Here is a 24106-nt window from a genome sequence, read left to right as displayed (position 1 = left end):
CTTTCATTCTTTTTATTTTTTCGCCTTTCATGTCTCAGTTATTTCAGCTCAACCCATTCGGTCGCCCCCTTCGCCTCTTCGGCTCAGCTCCCTTACAGATTCGATAAAGGGCTTCATGAGGCGTATAAAGCTTGTATTAACGCGGTAGCGATACTGAACTAGCTACTGATTAAGTAATGGAGTTATGATTCTTTAGATACTATGTATCTACTACAGTAAGCTTGCCTGTACACTCAAAAAATAAAAAAGAGCCCTTACTGCAGTAGGGGAGGAATAGGTAGTGATGTAAGACATGCTTTTTGAAAATTTAAAATTAATGTTGTTGGATTATTAAATACAGACTTATAATGGAAATTACAGCATTGAAATTTATTATTTAGGGGATAGGACATGCAGCAATATAATAAATGGATTGATCGATTGAAGGGAATAGGAATTATTACTGTTGTATTAGGGCACACAGGCAATGAATTTACCCATCATTATTTCTTTTGGTTTCATATGCCACTATTCTTTATAATAAGTGGTTATCTCTTCGCCCCAACTCTCGAATTTAAAAAGTTACTTAACTGGTCTTTTAAAAAAGTAAATAGGTTAATGATTCCTTATATTTTCTTTGGTTTATGTATCCTTGGAATTATCATTATACAGAATCAAGATTGGTCGATTGAATCCCTGTTATACGGTGGACGAAAACTTGGTTATTACTATGGAGTTTTCTGGTTCGTAACGTGCTTACTTGTTACACAGTTAACGTTTGCATTAATAACGTATATGTTTCGTTCACAAATTCTAATAATTTTTATAATGACCGTTTTTTATGGGCTAGCACACGTAAAGGGAATCAGTCAGCTCATGTTACCTTGGAGCATAAACACTGTCCTAATTGCTTTACCATACTATGCTATTGGGTATTATAGTCGCAATATTGTCCATATACTAAAGAAAAAATTAATATTATCGCTAGGAATAGTTGTATTTAGTGTAATCGTTATTCTAGAGCAAATGCAGAGGCTTAATTACGAATTGGACCTAAAAGCTGGTGTGTATAATCATTTGTACCTTGATATAATTATACCGATTTCATGTATTGTTCTTCTGTTTCATTTAAGTAATAACTTAACGTATAGATGGTTAGAGAAAACGACGGAGAGTATTGGAATGGCTTCAATGAGCATTATGTTTTTACATATCCCTATATACATATTAGGTCTGAAATATACCAATAATGGGTTTTTGTTAGGAATTATAGGCATCTTAATTTCATATAGCATTCATCAGTTATTTAAGCTTTCGTTTATTACAAGATTTATGTTTTTTGGTATCACTAAAAAGAGAAGTTCTTTAAAGTTACAAGGAACAGGTCACACCATAGCTGATAGCCCTAAATAAGCTATAGTAAACAAATACGGTTATATACTTTTAAAAAATAACCCATTGCTAGTTGAATTCCGTTTATCTGAATGCATAAAAAATAAAAGAAGCTCTTCTAGCTTAAGAAGAGCTTCTTTTATTTAGGTACTACTTTTTACTTTTTTACGTCTTTTTATTAAGTATACAACCACTATCCCGATAGCTGTGAATATAGAAATAGCAGTTGACTCTTTAAAATATGGCGTCACATAGTGCATGGAGATGTCATGTTTACCTTTAGGTAATCTAACACCTATAAACGTTCCGTTTACTTGTTCAAAATCAGTATCTTTCCCATCTACTTTAATATGCCAACCTTTACTATATGGAACAGATAGGAATAACAACCCTGATTTTCTAACATTAACTTTACCTTGCAATGAATTTTCATCATAGTGAACATTTTTCAATTCAGATCGCTTTATTTCATTAACTGAGTTAGTGTAATTTTCATAAGAATTAAACAGAACTTCAACATTTTTAATACTATACTGGCCAGGGGACAAACTAATATTGATCATTCTATTGTTTTGTAAGTTTTGAACATTAAATGCATAATTGTCTTTTGGATAAGAATAAATGTTATTTACTGAACGCTTTTCGAAGTTAGTTCCATTAATATTAAGCATCAATGAGCCCGTTGTTAGGTTCTTTAAATTCATCTTTAGAATCGTCTCTCCAGCTTTTACTTGTTTATTATTTAATGGAATTTGAATAGAAGCGTTGGGCCTTGCTGTGTATACATCGCCATTTTTATCAATATTCTCAAGTTTTACATTATCCATTCCTTTGAAAAGAACTTCACTTCTTAATTTCTTAGTATTGAACTTTTCTAAACTTCCTGCCTGTTCTACAACTGCAGCTTGCAACATAAGCTGATCTTTTTGTACTTCATCCAATTGATTAAACTGCTCAACTGATACAGCCTGATTATACATAAAGCCAACAGGAAGATAATTATCATTTTTATAAATCTTATACCCATTTAACTCTTTTAATAATGTAAAACCGTATGGGCTAAATGAAGCACCACTTCTTACTATATAGTATTTATTCATTAAAGCTGTTTCCAAGTAGAGACGATGATCTAAATTACTATAACGACTCGGTGAATCCATTTGAGCTATATTATAAGTTTCCTTAAAGAAGCTGTGTACATTATTAGGAATAAGACTTTGATAACTGCTAAACCCATTGTAGTTGTAATATAACGGGATATTTTCTTTATTTATTTGATTCCACATGATCCGATAAAAAGAAGAATCTGATTGTTGGATATATTGAATTACCTGTTTGTCTGCTTCATTGTCGTAACCACTTCCTGAAAAGGTTTGAAGTGTCGAAGCCTTCTGAGTCTGATAATCGCCTAAATCTTGAGTAAACATCATAAAGTTATTGTATCCGATACTACAAATGGCTACGATAATGATGCATATAAGAAAAAATACTCGTTTAATTTTAAAGCGAAGTAGAAAAGCACCTATCAACACAGCAAAAAAGACGATTTGCAATTTATCATAGAGTAAGTCTTTAGGTGATGGCACGTAGGTTACATATAATAAAAAGGCAGCAAATATCAGTATTAAATAGAAGCTACGATATTTTGAATCCTTTTTATCGAAATCAATTGCGTATGCAGCAACCATTCCACACGTAAAGATGAGCATGTAAATCCATCTAGGTTGCATAGCAGATAAGCCGTTAAAGAAGGAATAAGCAAATGGAAAGAAATATAGACAGATCATGAAAATTAATAGGCATAACCTTACAAGCATTTCTTTTTGCTTAATATAAAGCACGCTTAATAAAATAGCTACTAACCCTACAATTGACATACCAAGCGTTTGTGAAGCCGAATATGGATAAAAAAAGTTATAAACGACATTATGATAAAAAATATTTGTATAAAGTAATGGAATATCATAATCTTTATCGAATCTTCCAGCATGAAGAAAAGAATAAACTGTAGGAAAGAACGCAAATGCAGATAATAAAAATCCTGCAATATAATATTTAATTAACCTTATATAATAAGTTATAAAACTTTTAAGTGAATACGGCTGAGAAGTAAGAAAATACTTGAAAACGGCATAAATATTTAAGTATACACTACTCATAAAACCGAAATAAAAATTAGTGGTGATTACTATAAACACCATGAAAATAAAGAAACCTTTCTTATTTTCATCTACAAAACGATCATAGGCTAAAATTAACAAGGGAAGCCATACAAATGCTTCAGCCATAAAATCAAATCGCTCTGAGTAACCTGCAAAAAAGGTAGACCCTCCGTAAATTAATGCACCTAGAATAGATGCAGTATATGAACGCTTATTATATTGGAGTAAAGCATACATAAAAATCATGGCACTAAATAGTTTTAAAGAACTGATAATAATATTTAGGTGTAGTACCTCTTGTAATGTGTCAAACTTTAAGAATAAAGTAATAAGGAAAAATATAGACGTTGAGTAATAATAGCTGAAGTTTGAAAAAACATCTCCGCCTAATCCATATTTCCAGGACCAAAAGAAATCTCCATTCAAGAATTGATGATGTAAAAAATAACGAAAAAATAATAGCTGTACAGTTGCATCTGTATTTCTCGTGGTCATGTAGCCACCTGATAAATAGAAATAAAAATGAACGCTAAATATTGCTAAGATAAAAATCAGCGCTGCAAAAAAATGCATCCCTTTTTTCTTATAATCAAACATAAATACGTTACCTGCCTTTAACTTTTCTCAATTGATCAAAATGTAAAAATCTGACAAAATGGTGAATTGTCAGATTCTACATTTACTTATATTAGTTTGCTGCTTTATTAACCAAGATCTTTTTTGAAATAACGAAAGTAAAAGGAATCGCAATTACAGACGCTAGGATAGGGGATATCGTTTCATTCATATGCATTAGATCTACTAATAGGTAAAGAGCGCTCGTTGACACTGTTATATTTACTACATATGTCAAAGGGAATTGAAAGAATTGCCGAAGAGTTGGTTTAACTTTGTAAGTAAAGTAAGAGTTTAAAAAGAAAGAACCAACCATGCTAATTAAAAAACCAATAATATGAGAAACTAAGTATTCTAAATGAAAAAGATAATTGCAAATTAAATAAATAACATAGTAATTAAATGTGTTAAGAAATCCTACAATTACAAAACGTACAAACTGAGTATTAAGCATGGGTATGCCACTTTTGATGTATTTCATGTTTAGATGTCAAACTCTCCTCTTCAATAACATAATGCGGACGTTTTTTGGATTCATAATAGATACGTCCAATATACTCACCAATAATTCCTAAAAAGGTCAACTGCAAACCACCAATAATTAAAACTGCAGAAATTAGAGTAAAGTAGCCCGGAACATCTATACCGGCAAAGCAAATTTGAATAAGCATTGTAAGTATATATATAAAGCCTAACAGTGTAACACTTAACCCCATATAAATTGATATACGTAAAGGTTTATTATTAAATGAGATAACACCATCTATTCCGTAGTTAAACAGCTTACCGAGTGTCCACTTACTCTCTCCCTCTTCACGTACAACGTTATCATAGTTAATCGTATATTCTTTAAAGCCAATCCAAGAAAATAATCCTTTTGAAAAGCGATTATACTCGTTTAGGGAAAGCAAAGCGTTAAGTGCTTTTCTACTTAATAAACGAAAATCTCCTACACCATTTACTAAGGAAACATCTACGAACTTATTCATAAGCTTATAATAAAGCTTAGATAAAGATGATTTTACGATTGCATCACCTTTTCGATTTCGCTTTGCGATTACTTGATGGTATCCAAGATGATAATAATGAACCATTTGGGGAATTAATTCTGGTGGATGCTGTAAGTCTCCATCCATTAAAATCACAGCGTCTCCTCCTGCATAACTTAAACCAGCTAACATGGCTGATTCTTTACCAAAATTCCTGCTGAAAGAAATATAAGAAACTTCTTCATGTTTTTCGGAGAGTTCTTTCAAACAATCAATTGTATTATCAGAACTTCCATCGTTTACAAAGATTAATTCATAATTGAAATTTTCCATTGCTAAAATTTTAGTTGTATATTCATAAAAAGAATGAACATTTTTCTCTTCATTAAAGCAAGGAACCACAACTGACAAAAGCATACCATTCCACCTAACGTACTTATTTGAATCACCACTAAATCACAGATAAAGATAATACACTCATTCGGAGTTTTAATATTTTCTAATCTATAGTCCACAAAAGAATAATTATTATGATTACCATACAAATTTTATGGATTTTTTCATACTTATTACACAAAATTACAAATAAGCTATATAGATCTTTTAACCCCAATGTATGTATGAAAAGAACTATTTTTGAAAGCCTGTTATCATTTTACTATTTATTTATTATTATTCAATATAAAAAAATGCTTAATTATACATTTTATTACAATTTACGGTTATAAATTTACTAAAAATAAATTTTATATGGTAAAATAATGAAATTTAAGGTATTTTATTACTTATGAAATCTTTCACCTCAATAATCCCTAGATATTTATAATGAAATTATAAAATCTAAAGATCTCTATTTTTGTTAAAAGTAAATACAAATATAAAGGAGCAACCCTTAAGGGTTGCTCCTTTAAAATATTGTTTTTATAGTTAGATACACTGCAGCAATAGATGCAAGGACTATGAGCACGTTTAAAATGCGATGTTGAGTAGATAAGTGGCCTCGCTTCATTTCTGCACGAGTTAATGATTGCTTTTCATCGTTATTTCCACTCACTATGTTACATCTCCCATCTGATTTAATTATATATTCTCATCATTAACGCAATAAGCTGATTTTCGTTAGTTACTTCTTCTTTTTTTATTTTCCTTCTACATAAGATATAAAAAACAATAAATGTAATAGTCGTCCAGATAAGGTTAGCTCCTGGTTCAGGGTTAGATGCCTTAAATAAACTTGGGATAGACCCATAAACAGAATCGTCAGTTGTAAGGAAAAGGGCCAAAAACATGTTATTTGCTGCATGTGCCCCAATGGTAATCTCTAAACTTTTCGTTTTAATTGCGATATATGTAAGAGCAAAGCCAGCTACGATATAATCTAGCCCGACTAATACAATTGATTTATTCATTTCAGGATTAGCAAAATGTCCCACCGAGAACATTAGTCCAACGATAATGGCAAGTAGAATAGTTTTTTTTACTTTCTTACTCACCCATTGAAGAAGAAGCCCCCTAAAAAACAGTTCTTCTGTTGTGGTTTGTATAGGTACCAATAGGAATGTAATAAGAACTAAAGGAATATATTCTTTCAAACTTACATGGTTCCATGCATAATCACCATGGTTAAATATCACATCAATGAGTTGTGTAACAATTAATATAGCTGAAAACATACCAAAGGACCATACTATTCGTTTCCAATTGACCCTTTTATTCGCTGTTACTAAGGATTTCATCCTTCTTTTATGAATAAAGCGAATTCCAATCCATAGACCAAAAATCCAAAACAGATGAACAATATGGGATAAAAGAAAGTCAAGGTTAGCATTGACGCCTACAGCCATTCCACTATCAAAATCAAAGTATGCTTTTCCACTTTCATCTGCTGCAACCATAACCATTTCAGCTACAATATAAATAATGGATCCTAATAACATGAACGCGGAAGCAAGTATTGTTGTGCTTAAATAACGCTTCCAGCCATTTTTTCCTTCTTCCACATCTAGATAGTTCTTCATTTTACCCCTACTCCTTCAGCGTTCTCTTCTAAATCAAATACTTCTTCTCTGCTTCGTTTCCGTCGAAACAATGTATAAGCACCTACTCCACTTATTAGGACGAGTAGCCCTACAAATATTTCAAGTACCGTTTGTTTTTGCTCTTTCTGTCCTAGTTCATAGTAGTCTTTATACATTGCTATGGCTGATTTATTATGCTTATATGTAGTCGGAATGGTGATTTTATCTCCGAGTTTCCATCCTTCTTCATAAGCCTCTTTTCTTAAACGACTTGCTGCTTTATTGGATTGGAACCCTTCCTTATAGCATTCTAGTAACCTTGTATTTGTACGATATGCTGAAGGTGAATGATAAGTTAGATATGTAAAAGCTGCATTGAACCCTTCTTGTTTCACATCTTTTTGTTTTTGCTTTTCACCTTGGGAGTAGCCCTTTTCAAATGCTGCTGCTACTTCTGGAGATAAGCCTGAAGGGACTGATAAAGCCTGTAAGGCATAACCTTGTTTATATCCTTCTTGCTTATATTCTTTCTTTAATTGTTCTACCTGTTCTTGTAGCCCACTTTGGAATCCTTCTTCATATGCTTTTCTTGTGATCTCATCTGCGCTATAGAGTTCTGGCATATTCAGTGATTCTCCTTCTAAGCCTTGTAGATGCCCATCCTTTTTCGCTTTGACGGATAGGTTCATAATCTCAATTGCTTTCGTATAGCCAAGGGAAAAACCTTTATTCCAATCCTTTGATTTGGCAGGTGTTTGAGGAGGACTATAAGCAACTGTAGCATGCTTATAGTCCTCTAGTCCTTGCTGATAGCCTCCTTGCTCACCTGCAGTTTTCTCCTGTTCATTTAGGAAAGTTATCTCTTCCTTCCTTTTTCTCTTACCTTTTTCATATCCAACTATATATCCTATATTAAACCAATCTATTTCTTGAGAAGTATATTTGGAAAATTGATTAGCATAAAGGATTTCATATATCTTCCCTTTATATCCGTCTTCCTCACCTAGTTTATATGCCTCCTCATAAACACTATTAAATTTCAATTTCAGTTCTTCTGATGAAGAAGAACTAAAATTATCGGTAGAATCTACTTTTCGTTCTTGTGTTAAAGCCTGGGCATTCTGCACTGAAAGCAGTTGAAAGAGTACTGAAAAGTATCCTATCATTCCCCAAATAAATATTTTTTTCTTCATTTTTCTTCACCTTTTACCAGATTTTAATTCGTTCTTATCGTTGTAACAGTAGTGTCTCTGAGCGATTTCGATACCTGCTACCTTTACGATATTTTCCCTGAACAACCTATATAGTACTATAAAAATGTGTTGAAATGTGAGAAATATTACATTAAGATTACAAAGTCACTAGAATATAAGGAGGATTTTCATGAGTAAAAAAGTACTAACATCAACGTCTAAATGGATATGTTGGCTCATTGTTTTTACGTTAGTAGTCAGTTGCTTTCCAATGAAAGATTGGGCTGAAACAACTACAGAGCAGAACAAAGAACAAACAAGTCCATTAACTGAGGGACAAGATGCAAAACGTATTAATCAAGAAATCGAAAAAAAACAACCTGATGTACAAGCACCTCCGGTTGATCCAGTTGAGAAGGGTACAGTACCTACTCAACAAGAAGAAAACATTCAGGTTACTCAAAATGCAGCAGGAGATTACACTAAAAAAGTATATCTAGATCCTGTTCAACGAAAAGACGAACAAAATAAATGGCAAGATATTTCTACCAATCTAGAAATTAATCAAAAGGAACAAACAATTGAACCTCAAAATGCAGCTATTGACGTTGCCTTTGAGCAAAAAACCGATGAAGGTTCATATGTAACTGTACAAGATGATACAAGTAAAGTGGAATATAAGCTAGAGGGTGGAGAAGGAGATCAACCTTTTACTAATTCAACCGATGTAGTAGCTGAACATAAAGAGAATCAAGTGTTCTATCAAAATGTTCTACCTAGTGTTGAATTACGAAATACAGTTTTTGATCAATCAATTAAAGAGGATATCATTCTTCAAAAATATGAGGGCTTTTATAAGTTCCGTTTTCAAGTTGCTACAAGTTTAGAAGCAATAATTAATGAAAATGGGAGTATCTCGTTTAAAAATAAAGAAGGAAGTACAGTATTTAGCGTTCCAAAGCCTTATATGACTGATTCAAAAGTTGATAAAGCTTCAGGAGAGCCTCAAATTTCTTACGATGTTCATTATGAACTTAAGAAACAAGACAACGGTTATCAATTAACTGTGGTGGCAAATAAAGATTGGTTAACATCTAATGATCGTACATACCCGGTTTATATCGATCCTACGCTTACCTTAGGTGCAAGTGATGATACATTTGTATCTGATGCGTACCCTACCACAAACTATGATAAGTTCTGGGAGTCAGCTTCTGGTTATTATTCATTAAAAGTAGGTAAATATGATAGTTCATCTGGCACCAACTATTCGTATGTAAAGCCAGATATTTCGAAACTACAAGGATCCATAGTTGATTCAGCTAAATTTAATATTTATACAGCTCATTCATATTCTTCAGCAGCAACGAATGTATGGTTAGATCGTGTAGATGGAAATTGGTCACCAGGTTCTGTTACATGGAATACGAAGCCTGGTTCAACTAACATTGCTACAACGTCTACGGCTAAAGATCAAATGGCGAGTTTTGATGTATTAAACACAGTAAAAGACTGGGTAGCTGGTACAAAGCCAAACTATGGATTTAAGCTACACGAGAACGGAAATGGTCAATCTTATTGGAAGAAGTTTTATGCTTCAGAGAACAGTGTAAATAAACCTTATTTAGCTGTTGATTATCATTATCCAACACTAAGTGCTCCAACAGGAACAGTAACTTCAAATAATGATGGGTCAGGCTACGCAAACCTTAGTTGGAATGCTGTTAAAGGTGCAACGGGTTACCGTATCAAAATGTTTAATGGTGCTACCTATCAGACGTTTAATGTAGGGAACGTTACAAGCTGGTCTACAAAAGGAAAAGGAATCTGGCCAACAGCTGATGAAATTGCAGCAGGTAAGTATCAACTGCATAGTGATGGAAAAGGGACAGAATTATCTACATATCCAAGTGGGGTATATAGTAATGCTGGTACAAAATATGCTAATTCCCGTTTATACTATTTTCGTGTAAGTGCGATTTTCCCGGGAGGAGAATCAGATAATTCCGAAGCTTACACACCAATTATGCCGTTAAATCAGCCAAAAGCTACACCATTTGCTAACTCTACTGGCGGAGATAATGGATACGTAAAATTATCTTGGGATGAAGATCCAAATGCAGCAGGTTATAAAGTATGGATTTATAACGGTAAAAATTATGAATCGTTTGATGTAGGAAATATTACTACGTGGACAACACAGGGAAAAGGAATCTGGCCAACTGCTGATGAAATTACTTCTGGACGCTACCTTCTTCATACGGATGGAAAAGGTACGGAATTAGCAAAAGATCCTTCCCAGGTTTATAAAAACTCTGGTGGGAGATACCCAGATAACACAAACTATTGGTTTCGTGTAACTGCTTATGGATCCCAAGGTGAAAGTGTACTATCTAGTCCTGCTATGCCTAAAATGCCAGGTTTAGAAGCTAACTATCTAGGTATGGAAGATTTTTGGGCTTCGTTTGAAATATTAGGTGGTACTGTTAATGCTTTTAATGGAAACTTTGTATTCGACGAAACAGATTTTTCATTAAGTGGCAGAGGGCCAGGAATTAATATTTCTCGTTTTTATAATAGTCTAGATAAGGATATAGGTATATTTGGAAAAGGATGGAACAGTTCATTAGATATCAAAGTCAAAGAAGAGAGTAATGGAGATGTTCTTCTAATTGAGCAGGATAAGCGAATTCATCGATTTAGAAAGCAAGCAGATGAATACCAGGCACCTACAGGGATTTACTTAACTTTGACTAAGGATAGTAATGGTTTTTATTTCGAAAGCACGAATCAAGATATTATTGCATTTAGGTCTGATGGTAAACTAGACTACCAAAAAGATGCAAACGGAAATAAAACCACATTCAGCTACGTGAATGGGAAAATAGCAAGTATTACGGATGCATCTGCTCGTTCTGTCTCTCTTAGCTATACAGGAAATTTTGTTTCTAAAATCACTTATGAAAATCAAGTTACAACATTCACATATAATGGGGATGAGTTAATAGAATCAAAAACACCTAATGGCAGGACATATAAATATGGATACGAAGATGGGAAATTACGTTTCATTTACGATCCTAAACATACAGTAGATAAACCTTCTGTTACAGAGTATGAGTACGATAATGTTGGCAAACTTATTAAGGTTACGGATACCTTAAAAAGGGTAACATCTGTGTCTTACGACACTGACGCACGCAAGACAACAGTAACTAATCCTAAAGGTAGTAAAGATATTTATGCGTACAATGAAGACGGTAATCCACTTAGTACAATTATTGACTCTAATAATTTAAAATTAACTACTACTTACGATTATGATAATAATAACCTTATAAAGCAAATTGATCCAAAGGATCAACAAGAGTCGAGCCCAACTACGTCATATACTTATGATAATAGTGGGAATGTTCTAACTTCAACTGATGCTTATGGAACGGAAAGATATGAGTATAATAAGAATAATGATATTGTAAAAATCACTTCTCAAGAAGGCGATCCAAATAGTGATAGTCCTGAAGACAAAAAGGAGTCCACTATTGCATATGATAATGTAAATGCAATTTCTGAAACGGATCAAGGAGCAAAAACATCTTCAATATCTAATTATGACTCCTTTGGAAATATTATTGAGACTAGTGATGATTTAAGTACAGCAAACAATCTTGTGACAAATCCAGGGTTTGAAGCATCATTAGATACAGAATGGATAAAGAAGAGTAGTGCAGACGATGGTTCATTTAGTGCTGTAACAGACTCAGCTCCAGGAAGTTTTTCAGGAGACAAAGTCCTAAGTATTCAACCTCAGCGTAAAACAGATGCAGCTGAAGGTACACATTCTTACATTGCAGCTACTCAAACAATTACAGGCTTAGAAGGTGGAAAGACTTATACGTTAAGTGCTTTAGTAAAAGGCGATCAGTTAAAAAATGCTTATGCCTTTTTCAATGTGTATAAATATAAAGGAACTGAATTTGCAGGTTCAGAGTCTAGTCGTTTTAACAAAATTACTGGAAATACGAAATGGAAAGAAAGACAATTCACGTTTAAAACAGATCCTGGTACAACTAAGGCTGTTATTTATTTAGAAGTAGAAAGCCATAAAGGTCCTGTAAGTGGAGCAGCTTTATTTGATAACATCCAAGTAGAAGAGGGTCCTGTTTCTTCAAACTTTAATGTAGTGACAAACAGTGGATTTGAACAAAACGATGCTGGTTGGGTAAAGTCAATAGGTTCTTCAGCAGAGGGGCCAACTAAGTGGGCTATTGAGAATGAAGGTTTTGGTGGAGAACAAAGCATCTCTTTAGAGCGTACATCTACAGGACAAGCAACAGTTAATATTCAACAAGACATTACGTTAAATCAAACCACAGCGCGTAACATTACCTTAACAGGTTTGTCAAAAGCCGAAAATGTGAAGAATTCAGATAACAAATTAAGCCAAGACTACTCCTTGTGGGCATATGTCACTTTTAAGGATGGTTCAACAGGAAACTATAAGGCTATGTTTCCTTTGGGAACCCATGATTGGAGTCGGAGCGCAGTTACTATTAATAGTGGTGATTTAAATAAATCAATACAAAAAATTCGTATACATGCTATTTTTAGAAATGCGTTTACGGGAAAAGTTTATTTTGATGACATTCGTCTTCTGGAAGATAATCAACTAACTCGTTATACCTATGATTCTAATAAAAACTATTTGAACAAGATAACGGATGAAAAGGGAAACACTCAACAATTTAGTTATGATGAGTATGGTAATAAAACTGCAGAAATAAATCCAAAAGGCCAAATAAAAAATTATCAATATAATTTAGATAATCAACTCACTAAAGTTAATTCGTCTAATACTTCTATAGAGTATGAATATAATCCAGATGGAGAGATGGCCAAAAAGATTATAAAATCAGGAACTAAGACACAAATTTTAAACTATGAATATGATTTAGAAAATAATCTAGTAGCCTCTATAGATGCTTTAAATAATAAAACAAGCTATTCATATGATAATAATGGAAACCAAGTGAAAATGGTAACTCCAGATAATCATAGTATAGAGTGGGGCTATGATACTGCAGATCGTGTTACCAATGAAAAACGAGATGGAGCATTAGCATTCACATATGAATATGATGCTAATGGTCAAGAAACAAAAGTATCTGATGTAATTAATAATACCAACCGAACCAAGTCCTATGATCAGTCAGGACAATTAGTGGGAATGAAAGATCGTGGTGGCTCTTTTGAATGGAAATATAAGAGTGGGTCAGATAAATTAGTAGAGTTATCTTTTAGTCACAGTGGGATATCTAAGAAAACTAATTATTATTATAATTCTCTAGATCAAAACATTGAAGTGGTTGATTCAAAGAACAAACATTATCGTTTTAATTATGATGAGAAGGGAAATGTTCGTACTTACTCAACAGGAAATGATTCAGGCTCTACCTATTCTTATGACGCAGCTGGAAAATTAATTAGCTTAGATATAGGGACAGCTAATAATGACAATATACTTTCTGAAAGCTATAAGTACGACGAAAATAATAATAAAACGGAAGTTAACACCTATAAAAATGATGGAACATTAGATAGCACCTTGTCTTACGAATATGATTCTATTGATCAATTGATTAAGGAAACTTTATCTAATGGAGTAACGAAAGAGTATACTTATGATGGATTTGGTAATAGAACGTCCGTTACAGTAAAAGAGACTGGGAAAGCTGCCCAGCAAACAAATGCAGAATTCAATACAGCAAATGAACTTGTCAAGTATGGATTAGAGGAAATTACTTATGACAAGAATGGTAATCGCTTGACCGATGGAAAGTATAAATATACTTGGAATGCAGCAAACCAGTTGACAAGTATTACGAAAATAGGCGAGACTAAAGCATTTGCTACTTATAAATATGACAACAATGATAGGCGTATTGAAAAGAAAGTCAATGATAAGGTTACACATTTCTTCTATGATGGAGAAGATATAAACCCTTTATATGAAACTGATGAAAATGGAAATGTAATTAGATCTTATGTTTATTCAGACAATGGCATGAGATTATCCATGGAAACAAATGGAGCGAATTACTATTACCATTACAATTCTCATGGAGATGTTATAGCTCTAACAGATGAGACCGGGAAAATCGTGGTTAAATATACTTACGATGCATGGGGGAATTCAACTAAATATCTTACACCTGGTGAAAATGATCCAAACAGTCCGTTTACTTATGCAGGTTATATGCAAGATGAAGAAACAGGAATGTATTATTTAATTGCTCGTTATTATCAACCTAACCAAGGTGTATTCTTATCTAAAGATCCTCAGCCTGGTGAAAATGATAATCCAATTTCACAAAATGGATACACATACACTAATAATAATCCTGTAATGTATAGTGATCCAGATGGAAATAACCCAGCTATTATTGCCGTTTGTATGGCAATAGTTAGATTTGCTGGCCCACTCCTTAGAAAATATGGATGGGGTGCGGCAAGATCTATTGCTAGATTTGCTAAAAATCAATTAAATCGCTTTAGTAAAAACTATATTATCGAGACGAATGTAGGTAATAGTATTGTAAAAGTTAGAAAGAAAAAAGGAAAAGGAGATCGTAGAATATTTTCTTTAGATCATCATCCAATAACTTTATATAATAAAAAAGGAAAGAGATACAAACCAAAAGTTTGGCATTATCATATTAAAAATCCAGCAGTTCACTATGTATTTCGTTGGTCAGTGCCTCATGGATGGTATTTACCTAAAGGAGATAAAAATTATAAATTAGTTTAGGATTGGAGGAGAAACATGAATAAAATTTCTATTGAGTATGCTCATTGTAGGAATTCCTTTTTAAAAAAAGAAATAAATGAGGCTGTTTTATATAACAATTTCCAAAGTGAATGTTGTATGCAAACTGATGATCGCTATTTTCTTGAAAGTAATATAAACAAGGAATACACTCTGAGTAATAATAATCCTGTTGAATATAATGTTGAGTTTCTTCCTAAGCTATTAGAAGGATTAAGTTCGGATTACTCATGTTATTGTTTGGTATCAATAACAAACCTTAATGGATATGAAATGTTTATACAAGAACTTGATACACAAAAAGTAAAATATCAAGTAATAAATGAAAAAGGCTATGTTCAGCTGTCGACTAAGTCAGAATACGAGCAACTTTCTTTTATAATGATAAAGTTTGAAGATATAAGAAAGTTCTCTTCGTTATTTGAGAATTTTATATTTCATATTGCAACGGATAATCAGTTAGTTACAATATGGCTAGACAGCATGCCTTGTTTTACTTTACCAACTATGTCAACAAGGATGATAAAGAATTACTCTTTGCCTGTAGTCTTAGGTGCTAAAGAATACGTTATATCAATCTCTTATGATGCAGACAATATTCAAGTTTTTGAGAAAGAAGATTACTCTAAAACAGGCGATTTTCTTAATAAGATAAAGAATATCTTTGCTATAGAAGAGGTAAAGCAAGTAGATTATGTTTGTTGTGGAGAGGAAGAATAAAATTATATAAAGTTAAAAGGCTGCCTTTACAAAAGGCAGCCTTTTAACTTTATATAAATTCATTATTGTGTGTAAGGACTTTATTGAAATAATAGTCCCTAGAAAAATATTTTACTTGAAGTTAGTATACGTGTTCTCGTATAGACAACTCATATTTCATTTAGTAAGTTTGCCGATAAAACATAAATTATTTTAAAGGACCTCTGCTCGTTTATCCCCTTGATAAATCATGTTTATATGTTCAAATTTTTGTCGTAAAGTATTTTTGTATCTTCTTTCTATTATTCTATTAAAAACGTTCGTAAAAGTGATTGAATTCAAGTGTTCGTTCGTAATTTATTTCCTAACTTAAACAAACGATAAAAATTATAGAGTTCTTGCATAAAATAAAAGTTCATAAAGGTATACTTTTACGAACTTTTATCCGATTGGACCAGTCGTAAATTAGATAGTTTTAAGTTTAAAAGAGCATTTCTCTATAATGAGGAATGCTCTTTTAAAAGTGTTAATCAACGATAAAAATATGAATAAAAAGAATAAAAATTTATTGTAAAACAATAAATGTTATGGTAAATTCAAACAGATAATAAATAGGTGAGGTGCTTTTTATGAAACAAGGAACAACCCTCTTTTTAAAGATAGCTTTAATTCTTATTGGAATCCCAGTTCTTGCTTTGTGTATCTTCTTGGTGCCTAAGATTGGGAATTTTGCTGGAGAATTGTATCCAGATATGACTTATATGAAATCTCTCGTTTTTATCGTGATGTATGGAGCAGCTCTGCCTTTTTACTTTGCTCTCTATCAGGCTTTCAATCTTTTACGGTACATTGACGGAAGCAAAGCATTCTCAGAATTATCTGTAATGGCGTTAAAGAATATAAAGTACTGTGCGATTACAATTAGTGGCCTGTATGTACTAGGTTGGCCACTATTTCATTTTATAGCGAAAAAAATTGACCCTCCTATTGGATTAGTGGAACTCATCATCATTTTTGCTTCATTGGTTATCGCGGTTTTTGCTGCTGTTCTTCAAAAACTGTTAAAAGAGGCGATTGATATAAAATCAGAAAATGACTTAACGGTCTGAGGTGAGTAATGTGGCGATAATAATTAATATCGATGTGATGTTAGCTAAAAGAAAAATGAGCGTAACAGAACTTTCGGAGAGAGTAGGAATCACAATGGCTAACCTTTCTATATTGAAAAATGCTAAGGCAAAAGCCATTCGATTCTCGACTTTAGAAGCAATTTGTAAGGCTTTGGAATGTCAGCCTGGAGATATTTTAGAATACAAATGTGATGAAGATAAACAAGAATAACACTAAAGGCTTCGGCTATTTGCTGAGAAAAAAAGCTATGTAAATAGCTAAAGATTTAGAAGGAGCAATTAAATGTCAATTATCCTTGTAATCATTATATTTATCGGCTTTTTCATACTAGGAATTAGATGGTGGAATACAAGACGAGGGATATCACTCGTCTTACTAATTCCTGGATTTTTAATGTTACTCTCTATAGGGTATGTAGTTTTTAATTCTTGGTATCACACTGATCCAAATTCATTAAAGTTTTCAGTTCAAAAAGAAAATCAGGTATATATAGTGAAGGGAGTTTGGGAAAAGCCTTTGGATGCCTATAGATTTCCTACTGATTTTATCATCTTCTATGTTCCTGATAATGCAGAAATAACTTATGTGAAACGTAATAGAGTCAAAGACTATAAGAACATGAACCAGAATTTCCTAGAAGAATCAATTAAGGAATGGATAAAAAAAGAGAAACCTCCTAAATCCTCCGCACAAATCTTTGATATAGAGACGTCAAAAAAGTTCAGTTTTTCATTTATCCTTCCCAATGGCGTGAGTGGAGACGATGTAAGAATTTATTACGCTCATACAAGAGAGGAACCAATGGATGCGCTAGAGTTTTGGTTTAAAAAAATAGAGTTGAAATAAGATTATCCTTTGGCAAGGTCTTATCTAATTTAATGATTTTTAAATTTATTCTTTCTAAAGGAATTGTTTTGTTAAATTTGAATATATACCACAATATTACAGGAGGATAAGACGTTGAATATTGGTTTAGGAGTCATGTTAATATTTGTAGCAATTATTTTTACTTTATCAGGGTTATTCTTATACAAACGAAAGAAAAAAATCATAAGTAATATCTTGTTATTAGCAGGTGCAATAACTTTAACCATCAGTATTCTATTGCTAACCGGAATATATGACCCCTATGCTAACCATATTAGATAAGAACCACCTAAAAGAATTCTATTTAAAGGCCTAGAGGGTGAAAAACTATCTGATGCCCAGGGTATTCTACAGAATATAGAGGATATTATGAACGGTCATACACAACAGAAAGGGAAAAGTATTTATTCACATTTTGCTGAAGGTAAGCACTCAAAAGATGTTGACTATGCTGCTAACGCCTTTTATAGAGAATCTGAAAGTAATTAAAGATTCATATTTACTTTAAACAAGGGGACTCATTCGTTAATCGATTGAGTCGTTTTCGCTAATTATAATGAAGGTTATACTAACTCCATTATAATTAAAAATAAATTAATACTCATTAGAAATGCGGTGAAATAAATAGTGGATGAAAAAACTATAGGAACAATCACACGTAATTTTGCAATAGCTGGTTGGATATTTGTTTTCCTTTTTATTATCGGGTACATATTTCCGTTTTTCTTTATTTTAGGTTTTTTAGGCTGGGGAATAGGAGGTATTTTATTTTTCTTTAATTTTTTGTGTTTAATTTGGTTAGTTATTCGTGTTTGCAGAAATGTAAAAGATAAATTTTACATTAGACATTTAATTTTAACTCTCTCATTTGTAATCGTCTATCCTATATTTTTTTATATTGTTCTTACAAATGCTCAAAGTATATTAAATTAGATATTAAGTTTTTATAAAATGTTTGTTCCTCAGGTTTCCGATAAAATGAATTATGGTAACTAACCTTGTATATCCTATAGGTCAGTCTCAGAGGATTCTAATTAAGACTATAGAATTTATTACGGACAAAGACTAAAGTGTTAAAGGAGAAAATTATGAGAGTAAGGGAGTTTCAAACAGAAGACATGCCTCAATTAGTACATTTAATGGATCAGCTTGGCTATCCAACTTCTTTGGAAAAGCTAGAGAGTAGATTTAGCAATATCCAGTCTCAACCTAATTATCATACATTAGTAGCTGAACTGAATAACAAGGTAGTTGGAATGGTTGGGTTATGTCATAACTTGTTTTATGAGTATGATAGTTCCTATGTAAGAATTGTCGCTTTTATTGTAGACGCTGACCATAGGCGTAAAGGAATTGGCGAGAAATTAATGAACGAGGCAGAAAAATGGGCGATAGGACAAGAAGCAACTTATATCATATTAAACAGTGGAAATAGAGATGAGAGAAAGATAGCTCATAAGTTCTATCTTAATAGGGGCTATAAAGACAAAAGTACGGGCTTTTCAAAGCCATTAGACAAACAAATTATTAAAAATGAAAAAGACCTTAAAGTTTAAGGTCTTTTTCTTACATGTGTGGTTGATCATAGCTGCTTTTAATAGTTGATAAAAGTGAAATATATACATGTACATATCTAAAATATAGTATTAGATTATAATTTGTCCAGTCAAAAGGTAAGCAAAATAAAAAGCTACCTCGGCTGATATGCTCCCCGTTAGGTAGACAGATAAAAAATAAAAATCTGTTTATCTAAGGGGAGTTTTACCGTTTCTTCTTCCTGATTACATCAACCGCACTTATCTAGGTAGTAAAAAGTATCTTGCATCATAAAAAAAGAAGAGTAATAAATTACATCGCTCTTCCTTCGAAAAAATGAATAAAAACAAAACGGTTGTATACAAGTTGTATTTTAACAGTTCTTTAAGATTATTGGAAGCAAAATTAGACATTATTCAGACTAAATTTCAGAGTACATTTAATTTTTAGCTTTAATACGTCGTTCTTTATCTGTGAAATCAAGAAACTGTTCTATTCGATTTAAACTCTCTTCTATTAAATCGATTGAGGCCGCATAGGATATTCTTATAAACCCTTCCCCGTATTTAGAGAATGCATCACCTGGTACAACCGCAACACTTTTTTCACGAAGCAATTTTAGTGAGAAATCAAATGATGACATTTTTGTATTTTTAATTGAAGGAAATACATAAAAAGCTCCCTCTGGTTTCACTACATCTAGCCCCATGCTATTAAGTCTTTTGCATACGTAATCTCTTCTCTTCCTATATTCTCGCATCATTAGAGCTGGATCATTGATACCTTGTGTTAAAGCCTCAATTGCAGCATACTGACTGATAGTAGTTGCACAAACTGAATTATAAAGGTGGACTTTAAGCATTTCTTTAGATAAAAAACTAGGAGCAAATGTAAAGCCAATTCTCCACCCTGTCATTGAATGAGATTTAGCGAGTCCATTAACAACAATCGTTTTATCCCTCATCTCTTGAACAGAGGCAATTGAATAATGCTTTTGTTCATATGCTAACTCGCTGTATATTTCATCGGATATAACAAAAATATTTTTATCCCTCAACATTTTAGCAATTTCAATTATCTCTTCTTTATTTAACATGCTTCCAGTTGGGTTAGATGGTGAACAAAGAATAATACAGCGTGTTTTCTTTGTTAGTTTTCGTTCAATCATCTCTGCATTAATTTTAAATTCATTTTGTGAAGTATCAATATGAACTGGAATAGCTCCACATAGCTGTATAAGAGGTTCATATCCAGGATAGATAGGTACAGGAAGAATTACCTCGTCTCCTTTCTTCAAAATGGTTCGTAATGCAATATCAATTGCTTCAGTAGCCCCATTAGTAACAATAACTTCATCTTCTGGATTATAGAAGAGGTTATATTTTTCATAAACAAAATTACTAGCTGCTTTTCGAAGAGATAATAGCCCAGCATTATGTGTATAAGTAGTTTGATTTCTTTTTATAGCTAAAATAGCAGCTTCTTTTATATGTTCTGGTGTTGGAAAGTCAGGTTGACCGAGAGTAAGATTGATTGCTTTAGGATAATTGACAACCATATTAGAAAATTTTCTTATGCCGGGAACCTGAATGGCTGAAACCTCTCTATTTATCAATTTTTGCATTTTTACTTCCCCTTTATAAAGATTAAATTATCTAAATTGCGATCCCTTATTTTATTAAACCAATGGACGGTCTGGTTTAATAAGGAACCATAATAATATAGCAAGTCCAATTGGTATAATATTAATTAGTAGTGTAGTATTCCAACCGAGTTCTTGTGCAAACCATCCACAAAGAATAGGAGATGTGACGCCTCCTATACTTCCCCACAAGTTCATCCAACCACTTACAGAACCTGAAAATTCTTGACCTAGATCATTAGCAATAGCCCAAGAAGCAACGATAGGAAGACCAAGCGCACCAAGAGCTACCGTTAACCATAGGACGTTTAACCATGAACTTGTGGAGTAAGCTGCGAAATATAGCCCTATTATAAAAAAGATGAACCCTAGAATAGCCAAGGTACCACGGGCCATCATACGAGAGTTTGTTTTTTGTAATATCACATCTGAAATGGCCCCACCAGCTAAAACGCTGAAGCAAATGGCTATCCACGGAAAACTAGCTGCAAATCCCATTTCTTTCAAAGAAAAATTCCGTGCCTCCATTAAATACGTAGGTAACCAGGTTAAGAAAAATGTATTCATGTAAATAACAACAAGATATTGTATTCCGACTGCCCAGAATTGAATATTTCTTAAGTACTGTTTCCATGGAGCAGACCTTTTTTCAGCACTGGTCACACTACGATTTTCTATAATAAGAATTTTTTCTTTTTCAGAAATCCATGGGTGATGTTCAGGTTTATCTCGCCCTATAATATACCAAGCAACAGCGATGATAATACCAATGAATGCAAAACTATAAAAGACTCCATGCCACCCGAAAGCAGCCATTATTGCAACCGAAATACCGGGTGCAATAATTGGTCCAAAAAAAGAACCGGCTAATAATGCACTTGCCGCGCGTCCTTTTTCATGTTTTTGGAACCAGTATGAATTAAATACTGCATTCCCCGGATACATCGGTCCTTCCCCCATCCCAAATAAGAATCTAACAATACATAAAAAAATGTAAGAGCTTGCCGCGGCTGTCATCGCAGTAAATATAGACCACCATGTAACGGCAAGAGTAATTATTTTTCTAGACCCAAATCTTTCAGATAGAATTCCTCCGGGAATTTGAGCAAAACAATAACCTAAATAAAATAGAGATGATAGAAGACCAAATTCGACTTTATTCATATGTAAATCTTCCATCATGGGTTGCGCTACTACAGAAATGTTAGCTCGGTCCATATAAGCCACTAACCCTACAATAAAGAAAATTACGGCTAGTCCCCAGCGTAGACCTATTCGTTTTTCTGTTACTTGTGAAGATACATCTATCTTTCCTTGTTTTTCAGCGTTTAACTTTTCCATTGTTCATTCACTTCCTTTGTAGGATAGAAAATAGATAAACTGTTCAAAGGTATAGAATATAGTTTAATAACGCCTTTTTGTGGGATTTTTCACTTAGTTTTTTCCACTATGTCGTTCCATAAAGGATTAAAGCGATCTAAATATGTTTCTACCCCTAACCTTTTTAAATCATCGCGTCGTTCTTGATCAGCTTTTGCTTCCTCCTCACCTATTTCTAAATAAGTTGAAATATCTTCTTGTGGTACTACTAGTAAGCCATCCATACTCCCAACAACAATATCACCAGGTTTTATAATACAGCCTGAAATTGATATTGGTACATTAACATCACCATCAAGATTGTACATTTTTGTCGTTAGAGGCGATATAGCATATGAGAATACTTTAAACCCTAGTTCTTTAATTATATCTGTGTCTGTAACTGGCCCGTTTATTATGACAGCTAATGCTCCTTTTTCCATAGCAACTCTTGTTGTAATTTCTCCCCAACATGCAAACCGTTCTTCTTCATTCATGTCAATTACTACTACATCACCAGGCATAACAAGTTCAAGGGTCTTATACACTAATGAACCATCATTTGGTGGAATCCTAACTGTTATAGCTGGGCCTGCAAAATTTTCTTTAAATGGGAAAAGAGGTTTAATTTTTCTGGAATGAATTAACTGGAAATTTAAACGATGTCCATAATCGCTTGGTGATACGCCTCCCAATTTTTTTAAAAGTTCCGGGTTTGGTCTTTGTATTACTGAATTAATTTTCACCATGCCTTTTCGCTCCTTTAATTAATAATAAATATTTTTATAATTATGTTGTATACAACATGTATACAACATAATTAAACAATTATTCCATTTAAAAGTCAATATATTCTGAAAATTATTTCTTTTTGAAATAAAAACCTAAGATGTTAAAATAGAAACTACTTTAAATGAGTCTAAATACTAAAAACCTAAAGGATAGATAAAATGAAAAAAACACTACCTAAAAAGGAATTTTTAAAAGATCAAGCTTATAATAAAATTAAAGAGTTATTAACAAGAGGCGAACTATCCCCCGGAGAATTTCTTTCTGAAGGATATTTAAGTGAAGAATTAGGAATGAGCCGAACTCCTATTCGATCAGCCATTCAAAGATTTGAGCATGAGGGGATTGTTCGAATTCATCCCAAACAAGGAATCTACATCTGTGATATCTCTATACAACAAGTAAATGAAATTTACGAAGCTAGATCTGTATTAGAGACATTTGCAATACGAAAACTATCTCATGCTATCAAACAGCATCAGATACAGGCATTGCAAGATATATTAACGCTTCAATTTGAAGAAATTCAAAAGCAAGACATTTATTTATCCTTAAAATATGATACAGAATTTCATCTTAAAATTATGGAACTAGCAGAAAACAAAGAAATGTACGAGATGTTTAAAAGCATTGAAGCAAAACTTAGTTTTTATGGACAAAAAGTATTAACTAAAAAAATAGATAGACTTTTACAAACTTATGAAGAACACCTTTTAATCGTGACCGAATTAGAAAAAGGTAATGTGGAATCAGCTGTTCACTATATGGAAGAACACTTGGAAAAAGGAAGACGAATCCTTTTAGATTTATAATGTATTCTGGCTATTTTTTTTCAATGTAATAAGCTTACATATGCTTTATAAATCAAGCATATGTAAGCTTATTCACCTTAATAATTTAGTTTTTTCT

18 protein-coding genes are annotated in these 24106 nt (G+C 32.8%); 9 read left to right on the top strand and 9 right to left on the bottom strand.

Features of this window, described 5'->3' with window-relative positions; all coding sequences use genetic code 11:
- The first annotated feature begins 390 nt into the window (after window positions 1-390).
- Window positions 391-1392, top strand: coding sequence for an acyltransferase family protein (locus OK414_RS28985; RefSeq protein ID WP_263046145.1), 1002 nt, complete (start codon window positions 391-393; stop codon window positions 1390-1392).
- Window positions 1393-1514: 122 nt separating this feature from the next.
- Here the strand turns inward: OK414_RS28985 and OK414_RS28980 are convergent, their stop codons facing one another.
- From OK414_RS28980 to OK414_RS28955, 6 genes are all read right to left on the bottom strand, one after another.
- The gene (locus tag OK414_RS28980) at window positions 1515-4130 is read right to left on the bottom strand and encodes a YfhO family protein (protein WP_263046146.1); all 2616 of its coding nucleotides are present in this window, start codon (window positions 4128-4130) and stop codon (window positions 1515-1517) included.
- 91 nt (window positions 4131-4221) lie between these two features.
- Window positions 4222-4608, bottom strand: a complete 387-nt coding sequence (locus OK414_RS28975; protein ID WP_170943855.1) for a GtrA family protein — start codon at window positions 4606-4608, stop codon at window positions 4222-4224.
- Window positions 4595-5554 carry a glycosyltransferase family 2 protein gene (locus OK414_RS28970; protein WP_263046147.1) on the bottom strand — a complete coding sequence of 320 codons (960 nt, stop codon included), beginning with the start codon at window positions 5552-5554 and terminating at the stop codon, window positions 4595-4597. The genes OK414_RS28975 and OK414_RS28970 overlap by 14 nt, the downstream gene beginning before the upstream one ends.
- 490 nt (window positions 5555-6044) lie before the next feature.
- Window positions 6045-6191 carry a hypothetical protein gene (locus OK414_RS28965; protein WP_263046148.1) on the bottom strand — a complete coding sequence of 49 codons (147 nt, stop codon included), beginning with the start codon at window positions 6189-6191 and terminating at the stop codon, window positions 6045-6047.
- Between the two features lie 22 nt (window positions 6192-6213).
- Window positions 6214-7155, bottom strand: coding sequence for a CPBP family intramembrane glutamic endopeptidase (locus OK414_RS28960; RefSeq protein ID WP_263046149.1), 942 nt, complete (start codon window positions 7153-7155; stop codon window positions 6214-6216).
- The gene (locus tag OK414_RS28955) at window positions 7152-8348 is read right to left on the bottom strand and encodes a hypothetical protein (protein ID WP_263046150.1); all 1197 of its coding nucleotides are present in this window, start codon (window positions 8346-8348) and stop codon (window positions 7152-7154) included. The genes OK414_RS28960 and OK414_RS28955 overlap by 4 nt, the downstream gene beginning before the upstream one ends.
- Before the next feature lie 190 nt (window positions 8349-8538).
- Between OK414_RS28955 and OK414_RS28950 the strand changes: the two genes are divergently transcribed.
- From OK414_RS28950 to OK414_RS28920, 7 genes are all read left to right on the top strand, one after another.
- Window positions 8539-15156, top strand: a complete 6618-nt coding sequence (locus tag OK414_RS28950) for a DNRLRE domain-containing protein (protein WP_263046151.1) — start codon at window positions 8539-8541, stop codon at window positions 15154-15156.
- A 15-nt stretch (window positions 15157-15171) separates the two neighbouring features.
- Window positions 15172-15894, top strand: a complete 723-nt coding sequence (locus tag OK414_RS28945) for a hypothetical protein (protein ID WP_263046152.1) — start codon at window positions 15172-15174, stop codon at window positions 15892-15894.
- Window positions 15895-16502: 608 nt separating this feature from the next.
- Window positions 16503-16982: a DUF2975 domain-containing protein gene (locus tag OK414_RS28940; RefSeq protein ID WP_263046153.1), complete on the top strand. Its 480-nt coding sequence runs from the start codon at window positions 16503-16505 to the stop codon at window positions 16980-16982.
- Window positions 16983-16992: 10 nt separating this feature from the next.
- Window positions 16993-17214, top strand: coding sequence for a helix-turn-helix domain-containing protein (locus OK414_RS28935; RefSeq protein WP_263046154.1), 222 nt, complete (start codon window positions 16993-16995; stop codon window positions 17212-17214).
- Window positions 17215-17286: 72 nt separating this feature from the next.
- Window positions 17287-17850, top strand: coding sequence for a hypothetical protein (locus OK414_RS28930; protein ID WP_263046155.1), 564 nt, complete (start codon window positions 17287-17289; stop codon window positions 17848-17850).
- A gap of 114 nt (window positions 17851-17964) precedes the next feature.
- Complete coding sequence (locus OK414_RS28925) at window positions 17965-18153, top strand: hypothetical protein (protein WP_263046156.1); 189 nt, start codon at window positions 17965-17967, stop codon at window positions 18151-18153.
- Between the two features lie 806 nt (window positions 18154-18959).
- Window positions 18960-19427, top strand: a complete 468-nt coding sequence (locus tag OK414_RS28920) for a GNAT family N-acetyltransferase (protein ID WP_263046158.1) — start codon at window positions 18960-18962, stop codon at window positions 19425-19427.
- Window positions 19428-19846: 419 nt separating this feature from the next.
- Here the strand turns inward: OK414_RS28920 and OK414_RS28915 are convergent, their stop codons facing one another.
- The 3 genes from OK414_RS28915 to OK414_RS28905 form a co-directional block, all read right to left on the bottom strand.
- Window positions 19847-21031 carry an aminotransferase A gene (locus OK414_RS28915; protein ID WP_263046159.1) on the bottom strand — a complete coding sequence of 395 codons (1185 nt, stop codon included), beginning with the start codon at window positions 21029-21031 and terminating at the stop codon, window positions 19847-19849.
- A 54-nt stretch (window positions 21032-21085) separates the two neighbouring features.
- Window positions 21086-22390 (bottom strand): MFS transporter, encoded by a 1305-nt coding sequence (locus OK414_RS28910; RefSeq protein ID WP_263046160.1) that lies wholly within the window; start codon window positions 22388-22390, stop codon window positions 21086-21088.
- A gap of 89 nt (window positions 22391-22479) precedes the next feature.
- Entirely contained in the window at window positions 22480-23157 is a 678-nt protein-coding gene (locus OK414_RS28905) for an RraA family protein (protein ID WP_263046161.1), read from the bottom strand.
- A gap of 201 nt (window positions 23158-23358) precedes the next feature.
- Here OK414_RS28905 and OK414_RS28900 point away from each other — a divergent pair, with 201 nt between their 5' ends.
- Window positions 23359-24009, top strand: coding sequence for a GntR family transcriptional regulator (locus OK414_RS28900; protein WP_263046162.1), 651 nt, complete (start codon window positions 23359-23361; stop codon window positions 24007-24009).
- Window positions 24010-24106: the final 97 nt, after the last annotated feature.

Origin of the sequence: Priestia sp. JV24, assembly GCF_025910025.1 — a bacterium.
In the GTDB taxonomy this organism is placed as follows: Bacteria; Bacillota; Bacilli; order Bacillales; family Bacillaceae_H; genus Priestia; species Priestia megaterium.
This window is presented reverse-complemented; position numbering and strand designations above follow the sequence as displayed.

Excerpts from the sequence above, each read along its gene's own strand:
- OK414_RS28985 (WP_263046145.1), top strand. The coding sequence starts at position 391 with ATGCAGCAATATAATAAATGGATTGATCGATTGAAGGGAATAGGAATT.
- OK414_RS28980 (WP_263046146.1), bottom strand. The coding sequence starts at position 4,130 with ATGTTTGATTATAAGAAAAAAGGGATGCATTTTTTTGCAGCGCTGATT.
- OK414_RS28970 (WP_263046147.1), bottom strand. The coding sequence starts at position 5,554 with ATGCTTTTGTCAGTTGTGGTTCCTTGCTTTAATGAAGAGAAAAATGTT.
- OK414_RS28960 (WP_263046149.1), bottom strand. The coding sequence starts at position 7,155 with ATGAAGAACTATCTAGATGTGGAAGAAGGAAAAAATGGCTGGAAGCGT.
- OK414_RS28955 (WP_263046150.1), bottom strand. The coding sequence starts at position 8,348 with ATGAAGAAAAAAATATTTATTTGGGGAATGATAGGATACTTTTCAGTA.
- OK414_RS28950 (WP_263046151.1), top strand. The coding sequence starts at position 8,539 with ATGAGTAAAAAAGTACTAACATCAACGTCTAAATGGATATGTTGGCTC.
- OK414_RS28945 (WP_263046152.1), top strand. The coding sequence starts at position 15,172 with ATGAATAAAATTTCTATTGAGTATGCTCATTGTAGGAATTCCTTTTTA.
- OK414_RS28940 (WP_263046153.1), top strand. The coding sequence starts at position 16,503 with ATGAAACAAGGAACAACCCTCTTTTTAAAGATAGCTTTAATTCTTATT.
- OK414_RS28930 (WP_263046155.1), top strand. The coding sequence starts at position 17,287 with ATGTCAATTATCCTTGTAATCATTATATTTATCGGCTTTTTCATACTA.
- OK414_RS28920 (WP_263046158.1), top strand. The coding sequence starts at position 18,960 with ATGAGAGTAAGGGAGTTTCAAACAGAAGACATGCCTCAATTAGTACAT.
- OK414_RS28915 (WP_263046159.1), bottom strand. The coding sequence starts at position 21,031 with ATGCAAAAATTGATAAATAGAGAGGTTTCAGCCATTCAGGTTCCCGGC.
- OK414_RS28910 (WP_263046160.1), bottom strand. The coding sequence starts at position 22,390 with ATGGAAAAGTTAAACGCTGAAAAACAAGGAAAGATAGATGTATCTTCA.
- OK414_RS28905 (WP_263046161.1), bottom strand. The coding sequence starts at position 23,157 with ATGGTGAAAATTAATTCAGTAATACAAAGACCAAACCCGGAACTTTTA.
- OK414_RS28900 (WP_263046162.1), top strand. The coding sequence starts at position 23,359 with ATGAAAAAAACACTACCTAAAAAGGAATTTTTAAAAGATCAAGCTTAT.